At 67.2% G+C, this 12,423-nt stretch carries 16 protein-coding genes and 1 tRNA gene; 8 read left to right on the plus strand and 9 right to left on the minus strand.

Annotated features, from left to right (window positions below):
• Positions 1-23 precede the first annotated feature (23 nt).
• Together NMQ09_RS05345 and NMQ09_RS05350 are read right to left on the minus strand one after the other, a co-directional pair.
• A complete protein-coding gene (locus NMQ09_RS05345; RefSeq protein WP_255193413.1) occupies positions 24-158 on the minus strand; it encodes a hypothetical protein in 135 nt (44 codons plus the stop codon).
• Between the two features lie 415 nt (positions 159-573).
• Positions 574-658: transfer RNA gene (locus tag NMQ09_RS05350), tRNA-Leu, on the minus strand.
• A 136-nt stretch (positions 659-794) separates the two neighbouring features.
• On the opposite strand from NMQ09_RS05350, the gene NMQ09_RS05355 reads away from it, so the two are divergent.
• From NMQ09_RS05355 to NMQ09_RS05370, 4 genes are all read left to right on the plus strand, one after another.
• Entirely contained in the window at positions 795-1,310 is a 516-nt protein-coding gene (locus NMQ09_RS05355) for a helix-turn-helix domain-containing protein (protein WP_255193414.1), read from the plus strand.
• Positions 1,311-1,350: 40 nt separating this feature from the next.
• The gene (locus NMQ09_RS05360) at positions 1,351-2,571 is read left to right on the plus strand and encodes an alanyl-tRNA editing protein (protein WP_255193415.1); all 1,221 of its coding nucleotides are present in this window, start codon (positions 1,351-1,353) and stop codon (positions 2,569-2,571) included.
• A 59-nt stretch (positions 2,572-2,630) separates the two neighbouring features.
• A complete protein-coding gene (locus tag NMQ09_RS05365) occupies positions 2,631-3,869 on the plus strand; it encodes a mandelate racemase/muconate lactonizing enzyme family protein (protein ID WP_255193416.1) in 1,239 nt (412 codons plus the stop codon).
• A 113-nt stretch (positions 3,870-3,982) separates the two neighbouring features.
• On the plus strand, positions 3,983-4,594 hold the full coding sequence (locus tag NMQ09_RS05370) for an MBL fold metallo-hydrolase (protein WP_255193417.1): 612 nt from the start codon (positions 3,983-3,985) through the stop codon (positions 4,592-4,594).
• Positions 4,595-4,714: 120 nt separating this feature from the next.
• Here the strand turns inward: NMQ09_RS05370 and NMQ09_RS05375 are convergent, their stop codons facing one another.
• The 4 genes from NMQ09_RS05375 to NMQ09_RS05390 all read right to left on the minus strand — a co-directional run bounded on the left by NMQ09_RS05375 (position 4,715) and on the right by NMQ09_RS05390 (position 7,103).
• Positions 4,715-4,864 (minus strand): 50S ribosomal protein L40e, encoded by a 150-nt coding sequence (locus NMQ09_RS05375; RefSeq protein WP_255193418.1) that lies wholly within the window; start codon positions 4,862-4,864, stop codon positions 4,715-4,717.
• Between the two features lie 84 nt (positions 4,865-4,948).
• Entirely contained in the window at positions 4,949-5,464 is a 516-nt protein-coding gene (locus NMQ09_RS05380; protein ID WP_255193419.1) for a DUF367 family protein, read from the minus strand.
• A 67-nt stretch (positions 5,465-5,531) separates the two neighbouring features.
• Positions 5,532-6,227, minus strand: a complete 696-nt coding sequence (locus NMQ09_RS05385; protein ID WP_255193420.1) for a DUF502 domain-containing protein — start codon at positions 6,225-6,227, stop codon at positions 5,532-5,534.
• Positions 6,228-6,266: 39 nt separating this feature from the next.
• Positions 6,267-7,103 carry a proline dehydrogenase family protein gene (locus tag NMQ09_RS05390; protein ID WP_255193421.1) on the minus strand — a complete coding sequence of 279 codons (837 nt, stop codon included), beginning with the start codon at positions 7,101-7,103 and terminating at the stop codon, positions 6,267-6,269.
• Between the two features lie 109 nt (positions 7,104-7,212).
• On the opposite strand from NMQ09_RS05390, the gene NMQ09_RS05395 reads away from it, so the two are divergent.
• From NMQ09_RS05395 to NMQ09_RS05405, 3 genes are all read left to right on the plus strand, one after another.
• Positions 7,213-7,758 carry a CDP-2,3-bis-(O-geranylgeranyl)-sn-glycerol synthase gene (locus NMQ09_RS05395; protein ID WP_255193422.1) on the plus strand — a complete coding sequence of 182 codons (546 nt, stop codon included), beginning with the start codon at positions 7,213-7,215 and terminating at the stop codon, positions 7,756-7,758.
• Between the two features lie 62 nt (positions 7,759-7,820).
• On the plus strand, positions 7,821-8,279 hold the full coding sequence (locus NMQ09_RS05400) for an SHOCT domain-containing protein (protein WP_255193423.1): 459 nt from the start codon (positions 7,821-7,823) through the stop codon (positions 8,277-8,279).
• 207 nt (positions 8,280-8,486) lie between these two features.
• Entirely contained in the window at positions 8,487-8,927 is a 441-nt protein-coding gene (locus NMQ09_RS05405; protein WP_255193424.1) for an SHOCT domain-containing protein, read from the plus strand.
• Between the two features lie 35 nt (positions 8,928-8,962).
• Here the strand turns inward: NMQ09_RS05405 and NMQ09_RS05410 are convergent, their stop codons facing one another.
• On the minus strand, positions 8,963-9,793 hold the full coding sequence (locus tag NMQ09_RS05410; protein WP_255193425.1) for a phosphatase PAP2 family protein: 831 nt from the start codon (positions 9,791-9,793) through the stop codon (positions 8,963-8,965).
• Positions 9,794-9,903: 110 nt separating this feature from the next.
• Positions 9,904-10,698: a class I SAM-dependent methyltransferase gene (locus tag NMQ09_RS05415; protein WP_255193426.1), complete on the minus strand. Its 795-nt coding sequence runs from the start codon at positions 10,696-10,698 to the stop codon at positions 9,904-9,906.
• A gap of 275 nt (positions 10,699-10,973) precedes the next feature.
• Here NMQ09_RS05415 and NMQ09_RS05420 point away from each other — a divergent pair, with 275 nt between their 5' ends.
• The gene (locus NMQ09_RS05420; RefSeq protein WP_255194557.1) at positions 10,974-11,627 is read left to right on the plus strand and encodes a hypothetical protein; all 654 of its coding nucleotides are present in this window, start codon (positions 10,974-10,976) and stop codon (positions 11,625-11,627) included.
• Between the two features lie 29 nt (positions 11,628-11,656).
• Here NMQ09_RS05420 and NMQ09_RS05425 read toward each other — a convergent pair whose 3' ends face one another.
• A complete protein-coding gene (locus tag NMQ09_RS05425; protein WP_255193427.1) occupies positions 11,657-12,382 on the minus strand; it encodes a diphthine--ammonia ligase in 726 nt (241 codons plus the stop codon).
• Between the last annotated feature and the right edge of the window lie 41 nt (positions 12,383-12,423).

Genomic DNA, 12,423 nt, shown 5'->3' on the forward strand with positions numbered 1-12,423 from the left:
TCCGTGGGGTCGCGACCGGGGGATCAGACGGGATCCCGGTCCAGCCGTCTCACGCCGACGACGTGACCGGTCTGATACTCGTGCGCCCGCCGGTGGCTTCGGTACCTGGTCGAGAAGGTGCAGTCCGGTTCCGTACAGATGTAGTACGTATCGGCCATCCTCGTCACCCCGTCGTGTACTATGGTGTCGATGGACACAACTCTTTCCCGAGCGTTCAGACGACCGACGCAGTCCGGTAGCTGGAACGTCCAAATCGACGAACTCCTGCCACGGACAGCGCCGTGGCTGTTCGGTGTAGTTCTTCGAAGGATTATGCGTGGGTGATGTCCACGAAGGGAGATCACCTGCATCTTAGACGGATTATCCGTCGTGCGATGCGTGGGACCGGATTTGAACTTCCGTCGTTCCGCTCCGCTCCACGACGACGTTCGCAGTCGGCGTCGCCGACTGCTCACCGGCGGACCCCCACGGATAGCGCCGTGGCTGTTCGGTGTAGTTCTTCGAAGGATTATGCGTGGGTGATGTCCACGAAGGGAGATCACCTGCATCTTAGACGGATTATCCGTCGTGCGATGCGTGGGACCGGATTTGAACCGGCGGACCCCTACGGGACAGCGCCCTCAACGCTGCGCCGTTGGCCTGGCTTGGCTACCCACGCTCGCGTGTCTTTCTCCGCACTCACTCGTATCCAGTGTGATTATAAAAGCCCTTTCCTTTGTCCCCGAGGCTGTTCCGTGGTCCCATTCCTGCCGGACGAGCGGTGTATTCAAATGTTGCAAGTGCGAAACACCCCCATGGCAAAGTACTCGACGGGCACGTCGTCGGGTGGCGGCGGGACGGCCTGTGAGCTCTGTGGCGCCGAGAGCGACTCGCTGCGAACGGCGACGATCGCTGGCGCCACGCTCGAGGTCTGTCCCGACTGTGCACCCCACGGGGACGAAACGCGGTCGAAGCGTCGCGGCTCGAGCGGTTCGAGCGGCGGCAGAGACGACGAACCGAACCGGAAGCAACGCGCCGCCCAGAACGTCGCGAAAGCGAACCCGATCTGGGACGGCGACTCCGAACACTGGGAGCGAGAGGGGACGAACTACGACGACGACCCGCTCCCGTACCTCGTCTCGGGCTACGGCGAGCTGCTCGAGGAGACGCGCCAGACGGCGGGCCTGACGCGCGAGGAACTGGCCGAGGAACTCGGCGCGCGCGAGGCCGACCTGCTGGCGATCGAGCAGGGTCGGGCGACCCAGGCGGGCGTCGGCGGTGGACTGATCGACGCCCTAGAGGAGCGACTCGACGTCGACCTCGCCGAGTGAGGCGGGCACACTTTTACCGGAGGGCCACGGAGTGAGACCGATGAGTGGGCAACGGGCGGCAGCCGAGCCGTACACCACGCGGTTCGAGAGCGAGGTGCAGTCAGTCGACGGGCGGAAGGTCTGGCTCGAGGAGAGCTACTTTTACGCCGAGAGCGGGGGCCAGCCGGCCGATCGGGGCACGATCGGCGACGTTCCCGTCGAGGACGTCAGGCTCGTCGACGGTGAGCCGATGCACGTCCTCGCCGAGGAGCCGTCGTTCCGGCCGGGACAGCGCGTCATCGGATCGCTCGATCGGTCGTTCCGGCTGTACTGTATGCGAGCACACACGGCGAGCCACCTGCTCTACGGTGCAGGTCGCAGGCTCCTCGAGGAGCTCGGCTACGGCGGGTTCGACATCGGCGAAGAGAAAGTCCGCGTCGACTTAGAGACGAGCACGCCGATCGACGACGAGGTCCTGGTCGAACTCGACCGGCTGGTCAACCGGGCGGTCTGGGAGTCCCGGCCGGTCTCCTGGGAAGCGATCCCGGTCGCAGAGGCACGCGAGCGCGAGGAGATCGCGTTCAACGAGGCAACCGAGGAGGGGGCGTTCACGAAGGGACAGGTTCGAATCGTTACGGTCGGAGAGTCCGGCGACAACGACGCCACCAATGCTACCGATCCGTGGGACGTCGCCGCCTGCGGCGGCACCCACGTCCGGAACACCCGCGAAGTCGGCCCCGTGACCGTCCTGGAACGGTCGAATCCCGGCGAAGGAATGACGCGCGTCGAGTTCGCGGTCGGCCCGCGAGCCATCGAGCGCCGGACGGCCGAGAAGCGCGCGACGCTGGCCGCCAAAGAGGCCCTCGGCGCCAGCATCGACGCCGTGCCAGAGGAACTCGAGCGAGTCGTCACAACACGCGAGGAACTCGAGGAAGAGGTCAGGACGCTGAACGGGCAACTGATCGAGAGCCAGCTCGAGGCCGTCGAGCCGACCGAGCGCGACGGCGAGCGCTGGCTCGTGACGACGGTCGAAGGAGCGTCGGCGAACGAGCTGAGCGAGATCGCCCAGGAGCGCGCTGGCGACCGTGCCGACGTCGTCGCCGTCGTCGGGCGAGACTCCCCGCCGTTCGTCGTCGTCGGCTCGGCCGGGGACCGATCGGCCGCGGCGGTCGTCGACGACCTCACCGACGCGTTCGGCGGCGGGGGCGGCGGCTCCGACCGGGTCGCCCAGGCCGGTGGCTTCGACGCCGAGCCCGAGGAGCTCGTCGACGCACTCGAGTAGCCACCCGACGGGGTCACACCACCGCACCGTTTTACGGCCGTCGGCGTCGACGGGCGGGTATGGGAATCGATTACTCGACGCTCCGTGATCCAAATCTCGAGTACACGATGCGGGAGCTCTCCGCGGAGACGATGAACGTCACGCGCGAGCGCGGCGGCGGCCGCGACGTCGAGATCACGGACGTCCAGACGACGATGGTCGATGGCAACTTCCCCTGGACGCTCGTGCGCGTCTACACCGACGCCGGGATCGTCGGCACCGGCGAGGCCTACTGGGGCGCGGGCGCACCCGAGCTGATCGAGCGAATGAAGCCGTTCGTCGTCGGCGAGAATCCCCTCGATATCGACCGGCTCACCGAGCACCTCGTCCAGAAGATGTCCGGCGAGGGCTCGATCGGCGGCGTCACCGTCACCGCCATCTCGGGGATCGAGGTGGCGCTGCACGATCTGGCCGGAAAGATCCTCGAGGTGCCGGCCTACCAGCTCCTCGGCGGGAAGTACCGCGACGAGGTGCGCGTCTACTGCGACTGTCACACCGCAGAGGAGGCGGACCCGATCGCCTGCGCCGACGAGGCCGAGCGCGTCGTCGAGGAACTCGGATTCGACGCCCTGAAGTTCGACCTCGACGTCCCCTCGGGCCACGAGCGGGATCGGGCGAACCGCCACCTGCGAAACGTCGAGATCGAACACAAAGCGAGCATCGTCGAGGCCGTTACCGAACGCGTCGGCTCCCGCGCGGACGTCGCCTTCGACTGCCACTGGAGCTTTTCGGCCGACAGCGCGAAACGACTTGCAAAGCGCCTCGAGGAGTACGACGTCTGGTGGCTCGAAGATCCCGTCCCCCCGGAGAACCACGACGTCCAGCGCGAGGTCACCCAGTCGACGACGACGCCGATCACGGTCGGGGAGAACGTGTATCGGAAACACGGTCAGCGGCGGTTGCTCGAGGGGCAGGCCGTGGACATCATCGCGCCGGACATGCCAAAAGTCGGCGGCATGCGCGAGACGCGGAAGATCGCCGACCTCGCGGACCTCTACTACGTCCCCGTGGCGATGCACAACGTCTCCTCGCCGGTGGCGACGGTCGCGAGCGCCCACGTCGGTGCAGCGATCCCGAACGCGCTCGCGGTCGAGTACCACTCCTACCAGCTCGACTGGTGGGAAGCCCTCGTCGAGGAGGACGTGATCGAAGACGGTTACATCGAGATTCCCGAGGAGCCGGGACTCGGCGTGACCCTCGACCTGGACGTCGTCGCGGAGCACGCGATCGAGGGCGAGGACGTCTTCGACGAGGAGTGACACGGGTCGGACCGAACGGCGAAACCGTGCCCGGGAATCCGCCGTGTCGGCGAGTTCGCGGGCCGACCCGCCCGAACGCCAGTATTTTGTCGCCGGCAGTCGACCCCCCGCGTATGGCAGTTCACCACGTCACCGAGGACGCAGAGACGTTCACGTGTAACGTCTTTCTCGTGCTCGGCGAGCGGACGACGCTCGTCGATGCGGGCGCGATGGACGGCATCGTCGAGGCGATTCGCGAGCACACCGACGAGCTCGACGCCGTCGTTCTCACCCACCAGCACGGCGACCACGTCGAACAGCTCGAGGCCGTCTGCGAAGCGTTCGACCCCGAGGTGTACGCCTACGCCGACCATCCCGACCGAACTTACGAGCTCGCCGACGGCGACGTCGTGCCGATCGGCGACGAGGAGTTCGAGGTCGTCTTCACGCCGGGTCACGCCGACGACCACGTCTCGTTCGTCTCCGAGACGACGCTCTTTTCGGGCGACGTGGTCGTCCACGACGACGGCGCGTTCGACTACGGCAGCTTCGGCCGCACCGACATGCCCGGCCAGTCACGCGAGGAACTCATCGAGAGCATCGACCGACTGCTCGAGCGGCTGCCCGACTCGGTCGAGCAGCTGTACGCCGGCCACGGCGGTGTCTTCCACGGCGACGTCCGCGACGTCGTCGAGACAGCGCTCGAACGGGCCGAAAAACGCGAACCGAAGTATCCCGACGGATAGCTGGCCTCCGAGCGCGTTCCGTCACACCGCGTGCGTCGGCGTCGCTCGAGCGGTCGGTGAGTCGATGTCGACGGTCGCCGTCGACAAGGAAACGGACGGCAGCACCGATCGAGTGGCCGATCAGGTGCTGCGCGCTTCTTTCGCCTTGGGGCGGAGTTTGTCGTAGCCGCACTTCCGGCAGCGTTCGGCTCGCTGGTGGTTGCGGGCGTTACAGCGCATACAGATCAGTTTGTCGAGAGTCCGTCGCTCGGCGGCGTCGAAACTGGCCATGCGGGTGGATTGGCCGGTCGTGCATTTAATGGCACTGATCTCGTTCGAGCGGAGTCGATCCGTCGACGACCACTCACACGACGGTCAGTCGGTGTCGGCCGACTCGTCGGCGAGGTAGTCGTCCTGGACGGCGACGACCTCACTCGAGTCCGTGCAGTCGGCGTATCGGCGAAGCGGCTCCTCGTTGAGCGTCAGGAACGTCTCACCCCAGCGAAACGGCTCGAGCAGGTGGGCCGCCTGCTCGCGGTCGCCGAAGATAGCGAGGGCGGCGGCGAGCGCTTCGGCGGTAGTGAGCCGGAACGGCCGGCCGTAGTTGACGGGGTTCGCGGCGACGAGGAAGGGGAGCGCGCGATGGACACCGCGCATGGTAAAGGCCGCCTCCTCGGCCGACTCCCAGGAGCAGTCGAGTGCGACGATCGTGTCGAGCGCCTCCTCGGCGTCGGCGGGCGACAGCGCCCGCTCGGCGTGCGGGTTGAGCACGACGCCGTAGGGCACCGCGCGCATCGACCGGTGGAGGATCGCCCGATCGAATCGCTCGAGGCGACGTGCAGTACACTTCTTCGGGTCGTCGTCGCCCTCGTAGTAGACGTGACACTCCACGTGTGGACTGTCGGGTGCGGTGGTATAAAGCGCCGCGGTCGGCGTGGAACCGTTCTCGGAGCGGTACTCAGTCGTCGTCGTCGCTCTTTTTCGCGACCCGATCGTCGACGACGTCGATCGGAACCCCGGCGTCCATTCCCCGGCTCCCTTCGGCGTCGCCGAAGCCAGCGCTCAGTACGCGGGTCAGCGCGTCCTCGACGTCCTCGTCGAGTTCGGTGATGCGGTCGGGTTCGACCTCGATGACGAACCCCGTCGTGATGTTCGGCGAGGTCGGCATGAACAGTACCTCACGGCCGTCGCTGGTCTTCTTGCCCGTCTTGAACGCCGTCATCCGAAGCCCGTTCCAGGTCTCGAGTTTGACGGGCGACTGCAGGGACTCCTGTTCGCCGAAGGCGGTCTCGGCGGCCATCTTCGAGGCGTTGTAGACGACGCGCAGCCCCGGAACGCTGTTGGCGACGTCGTCGACCATCCGTTCGACGAGGCCGCCAACCGTCGTGCGCATGAGATAGCCCATCGAGAGTGTGAGGATCGCGAAGACGGTCAGCGCAACGATGACGCGAAGAAACTGTGCGATCTGTTCGCGGCTCTGTTCGGCCTGGTCCGAATCACCCGGGATAAGCGGTATGAGCGCGTCCGCATCGAGGATGAGCCCGGGCGTAATGCCGGCGATGAGCCCGTAAAGCCAGTAGATGATGTAGAGGGTGACGAGGATCGGGCCGAGGACGACGAGCCCGCTCGCGAAGTCCCGCTTCCACGAGGTCATGTACCCAAACTCACACCATAGGATTATGAGCCCTTCCTTTTACCGGCCGAGCACTGCTCGCAGTGCGAACCGTACATTCTCCTTTCGTTCCATCACCCGTCGGTAAAAGTACGACTTCCACCGGCTCCCGTATGGGAGGTACTGCCAGACCTCGTACTCCTCTGCGAGCTCGTACTGTGCGTCTTCGCGAACGCCCATGAGCATCTGGATCTCGAACGGCGTTCCGTGGGTCTCGTACAACCCGATCGCGTGGTCGATCATCTCGGGATCGTGGCTCGCGACTGCGATCCCGTCGTCGTACCGTTCGAAGGCGTACGCGAGCAGCGCCCGGTACTCCCGATCGACGACCGCCTTGTCCGTGTAGGCGACCTCGGCCGGCTCGTCGTAGGCTCCCTTCGTGAACCGCACCTTCCCGGGGACGGCTGCGAGACGCTCGACGTCTTCCCGGGTGCGTCGCAGGTTCGCCTGTACGCAGACGCCGACCCCGCCGCCGTGTTCGCGCGCCAGCGCCTCGTAGGCGTCGAGGGTCGCGTCCGTCGTCGTGTGATCTTCCATATCGATCCAGACGAAGACGTCGCGTTCGGCCCCGCGCTCGACGATTCCCGACAGCAGGTCGCGAAAGACGTCCTCGCCGAGGTCGAGGCCGAGCTGAGACGGCTTGACCGAGACGCAGGCCTCGAGCCCCGCGTCGGCGACGTCGTCGATCAGCTGGCGGTACGCCGCCGCGTCCGCCTCGGCGGTCTCGCGGTCGTCGTAGTGCTCGCCGAGCAGGTTGACGATCGCCTTCACGTCGCGGTCGTTCACGCGTCGAACGCGCTCGAGCGCGACCGCCGGAGACTCTCCCGCGACGAAGCGGTTCGCGATGGGCGGGATCATACGGAACAGTTCGCGCGCCAAATACTAGTTTGTTCGTGACGAGTTCCCGGAAGAACCGCGCCGGGACGAACCACCGGCCGTTAAGACAGGACAGCCCGTCGGACCCGACATGGCAGTACTCGAGACGATCGTCGTCGCGTTCTGGGCGATGTTGCCCGCCTACGTGCCGAACAACGCCGCGGTGCTCGCCGGCGGCGGCCGACCGATCGACGGCGGTCGGACCTGGGGTGGGAGACGGATTCTCGGCGACGGAAAGACCTGGCGTGGCACGGCCGTCGGAACGGCCGTCGGCGCCGCGCTGGCGCTCTTGCTCAACGCCATCGGGAGTGACGTCGGCTCGGCGCTCGGCGTTTCGTTACCGACGTTCCCGCCCGCGGTCGTCATCGCGCTTCCGTTCGGGGCGATGCTCGGCGACATCCTCGCATCGTTTCTCAAACGACGGACCGGACGCGAACGGGGTGCGGCGTTCCCGGGCGTCGACCAGCTAGACTTCGTCGTCGTCTCGCTCGCACTCGCGTTCCTCGTCGAACCCGGCTGGTTCCTCGAGACGTTCACCCTTCCCGTGCTCGCAGTCATCGTGATCATCACGCCGGTTCTCCACGTGACGACCAACGTCATCGCCTACAAACTCGGGCTGAAGAACGAACCCTGGTGAGGGGCGCTCGCTCGTGTCGTCCTGTAGAAAGCTCTTTGCCATCGGCGCCTGCAGTACCAAACATGGACGACGACCCGGCGACCCGCGTCCGTGAGAACCTCACGGAGATCACGGCGACGCTCGTCACGGGACTCTGGCTCCTGTTGCTGTTCACGCCGGGAACCGGACAGCTGTGGCTCCCCGTCTTGCTCGTCGGCTACATCGTCGTCGTCCCGATCGTTGCCCTGCTGTTCGGCGACGAGGCGGATCGACGCGAGTGGTGGGAGTGGGAAGACGAGGAGTCAGAAGCCGTCGACTCGAGCGACGAGGCGTCCACCACTGTCCCTTCGTCGCCGAGCCAGTCGAACAACCGGAATGCCCTCGAGACCCTGCGCGATCGCTACGCCCGCGGCGAACTCACCGACGAGCAGTTCGAACACAAACTCGGGCGCTTACTCGAGACCGAGACGCTCGAGGACGTCGAGAAGTGGGCGCAGGACGCCCGTGACGAGCGGGATCGGAACCTCGAGTACGAGAGCTGACTCGCGGCTGTCGCGGATCGTTCGTTGTTGGTGCGTTCGTGATCACCCCACTCGTTGCCCTGCTGTTTGGCGACGAAGAGGACCGAAGGGAGTGGCTGGACGACGATGAGTCAGAAGCAGGTAACTCGACCGACGAGTCGTCCGGAACGGTGTCCGGCGAGGATCGAAATGGACACCGTTTTTGTCGGTGGGTTGTGATTACCCGCCATGGCACGACGGACGAACTGGTTCTTCCAGTCGCTGACGGCGATTGCCGCGGTCGCGACGCTCCCGCTGGGAATCCTCGCGGGGCTGTTCGTCGGTCTCACCGCCGCCCTCGCCGTCTTCGTCGTGGGGTGGCTCCTGCTGGTGCCGACCTTCGCGATCCTCTCGGGTGAGACGATGGCCGTCGGCACGGACCCCGATGAGGTCGAGCGATGGATGGACGTCGCCGAACGGGCGAAGGAACGAGGACGCAACGGCAACGAGACGGCCGACGAGAACTCCCTCGAGACGCTGCGCGATCGCTACGCCCGTGGCGAACTCACCGACGAGCAGTTCGAACACAAACTCGAGCGCTTACTCGAGACCGAGACGCTCGAGGACGTCGAGAAGTGGGCGCAGGACGCCCGTGACGAGCGGGATCGGAACCTCGAGTACGAGAGCTGACTCACGGCTGTCGCGGACGACTGGTCGGCCGCCGGCTACGACTCGAGTCGCGACCACTCGAGCCGACCGACGGCTGCGGGGGCGAGTAAGATGCCCACGACGATGGCCGCGTAGACGACGACGAACGCCGGCTCGAACCAGCCGACGATCGACTCGACGACGACGGCGACGGCGACGAACGCCAGGCCGCCGAGGGCGAGTATCGCACCCTCGAGTCGCGACCGAAGCGCGGGGAGCTCCTCGAGTCGACTCGAGACGGCCAGTCCGCCGAGGCCGCCGCCGAGGGCGATCAGCGCCTGGTCGGCGCCCCCGGTGACGACGATCGACGGAATCGCGAGGACGGCAGCGATGGCGAAGCCACGGCGTGGGTCGCCAGCGACGAGTCGTTCCAGGACGAGCAGAAAGGCGACGCCGAGGGCGCCACCGACGAGCACGTCTCCGAGGTAGTGGACGCCGAGAACGACGCGCGAGAGGGCGATGAGCCCGATCAGCGTCGCGGCCCCGGCGACCACCCTGAAATCGCGCGTGCGGTCGAACGCCGAGACGAGCCCACCGTAGACGAGGGCGGCGGCGAAGGCGTGTCCGCTCGGGAAGCCGTACTCGTCGCCGTCGAGCGGGATCAAGAAGAGTTCCTCGGGTGGTCGTGGCATCCCGAGAATCGCCTTCAGGCCGATCAGGAACGCCGCCCCGGCGAGCGTGTAGCTCACGACGAGCGCCGTCTCGTGTCGGCGCGTGAGCCAGTAGTTCATCGCGAGCACGAACATCAGCGTCGTCGACGCGCCGAGTTCGGTCACGAACACCGCGACGTCGACGTACGCCTCGGGAAACGCCTCCCTGATCACTTCGCTCTCTCCCTCGAGTCGCATCTCGTCTTCACGTACTCGAGCGTGGGCCTCGCCAATAAACGGTTCCGGTTCGGTGGGTGAAAGAGAGGCGATGGGAGACGGATGGGCGAGGTGACAGTCCACCGCGGACGTCACGCCCGGCCGACGGTCACGTAGAACGGAACGGTCTCGCGTCGGCAGTACTCCCCGTCGCGCATCTGCTCGACGACGTCCCGACCCATCGCGCGCCACTCACTGCGGAGGTCGTCGTAGCCCGCCGGCGAGAGGTCGCCCGCGAGCATCGTCTCCCGGTCGTCGGCCAGCCCCGATCCCGTCGCCTTCCGCCGGGCGGCGGCCAGCGCCGGGTCGTCGTACGGCGGTTCGATCGTCCGCGTGTGGTCGTACCGCCTGGTCTCGAGTACCTCGAGGTCGGCCGCCTCGAACGTCTCGCTCGCGTCCGCCCCGAGGGAAACGTCCGTCTCGATCCCCTCGAGGTAGGCCCGTCGGGCGCGGCGGGCGAGCCGGGCTTCGCTCGCCACGCTCGAGTCGATCGCCACCGCGGCGTTGTCGGGTTCGATCGCCGCGACGAGGTCGCTCGAGACGCGGGCGAACTCCGAGACGGCCGCGACGGGGTCGGGGAGGTTGATCAGCAGCGCCTGGCAGACGACGAGGTCGACCGCGTCGTCGGGGAACGGCAGTCGCGTGGCGTCGCCTGCGACGACTGGCACGTGTTCGCGGGCAACCTCGAGCAAGCCGGGGTCGGCGTCACAGCCGATTACCTTGCCCGGTGACTCGGCGGCGAGCACGCGGCTCAGCTCGCCCGTGCCACAGCCGACGTCGAGGATTCGCTCGCGGTCGTCGAGCTCGAGCGGGACGAGCGCGTCGCGGGAGTCAGCCCACATGCCCTCGCGGGTCCGACGCAGGTAGTCGGCGGAAAACCGGCGCACGGGGGCCGCTTTGGCCGGTGTGGGTAAAAGCGGGTCGATTCGCTCGAGCGAACACGACGAGCACATGGTGTAGCGGTGACGAGGTCCGACGGCTCGATCCGGACGACAAACAGGCAGACACGGCTCGCACGAAACAGATCGGATCGCCGGCCCTCGAGCAACCCTCGCCGGCGTCGCTCCCCAACCGGTCGGTACACCTATAGGTTTGCCGCGTGACTGGTCTCGACGTGCACACGAGCGCCGCCCAGGCCGTCCTCGACGGCTACGCGGACGGGATGCCGTACGAACGACTCGCGAGAGCGTTCCTCGAGTTCGATCGCGTCGCTGGCGACGACCCCGTGCTGTTGCTCGTCGAGGCGGCTGCGTCGACGACCGGCCAGGGCTACTTCACGGGCGTCCGAGCGACCGTCGAGCGATTTCGCGACGCGTTCGTCGATCCCGGTCGGGTGCGGACCTTCGCAGCCCTCGCCGCGCTCGATCCTCAGGACGACACCCTCGTCGAGGCCGTCGGCGCGCAGCGAAAGCGTCACGTGCTGTGTGCGGCCGCGACGGTCCTGGCCGATCGATCGGCGGGGGACGACCTCGAGGCGCTTCGCTCGTGGGCGGCCGCGGCGGACGTCTACCGGTACGACGAGGACCCGATCGGCGCGATCTCGGGCGTCGGCCCGGCGACGTTCCAGTATCTTCGGCTGCTCGCCGGCGTCGACACCGTGAAGCCCGATCCGCAAGCAATCGCCCTCGTCGAGGCCGTCGCCGACGAGCTCGAGTCCTCGCCGCTCGACGCCTCGGAGCCGCTGCGGACGGTCGCCTCCTGTGAGTGGCTGGCGATCGAGACGAGCTACCGACGGATCGAACTCGACCAGCTGGCCTGGGTGACGTTCGCCGACGAGCGCGAACTCGAGGCGGCCGCCGCCGCGGGAATTCTGTGAGCTAAGCAGGGGCGACACGTCGGCGCCAGTCACTCGAGCCGTGCGTCCGTGATCTGAATCCGTCCGCGCGTCCCCTCCCACTTGGGCTCGTACTCGAGGGCGATCCGTCGGTCCATGTGCGGGCCGTCGACCACCAGCGTCTCGAACTCGCCGCCCTCGCCCAGGATGTGGACGCCGTAGCGCTCGTTGAGCGCCTCGAGCTCTTCGAGCGCCGCTTCGTCGATCGTCCGACCGAGCCAGGACTCGTCGAGGCCGCCCGCCGCCACCTGGACGATCACGATCTCGAAACCCGCGTCGAGCATCTGGTCGGCCAGCGTCCGTGGGTCCTCCCGCCACAGCGGCGCGAAGAGGTCACAGTCGAGCCGGTCGCACATCGCTTCGATGCGACTCGTCTGGTACTCACTCTCGACGGCGCCCGCGGTGACGCCCGCGAGGCCGCCCTCGAGTTCGGCATCGAGGTCGCGCAGTGCGGCCTCGAGCGGCTCGAGCTCGGCGTCGCCCTGGGTTCCGGAATCGGCAGCCGCCTCGGCCTCGAAGTCGTCGGGTTCGACGTCGACGAGTGGGATGCCGACGCTCTCGGCGGCCAGCGTCGCCAGATCGGTCGCCGGTACGTGGTACATGTAGGAGTCACCCGCCGGGTGGACGGTGACGAGCCGTCGCACGTCGAGGCCGCGCTCGAGCGCCCGGTAGAGCGCCCAGGAAGAGTCCTTGCCGCCCGAAAAGAGGCTCACCCACGCCCCGTCTGTTTCGCTCATGGGGGTACGCTACGTCCGCTCGGGTAAAGGGATGGCGAGAC

The organism is Natronobeatus ordinarius (assembly GCF_024362485.1).
GTDB lineage: Archaea > Halobacteriota > Halobacteria > Halobacteriales > Natrialbaceae > Natronobeatus > Natronobeatus ordinarius.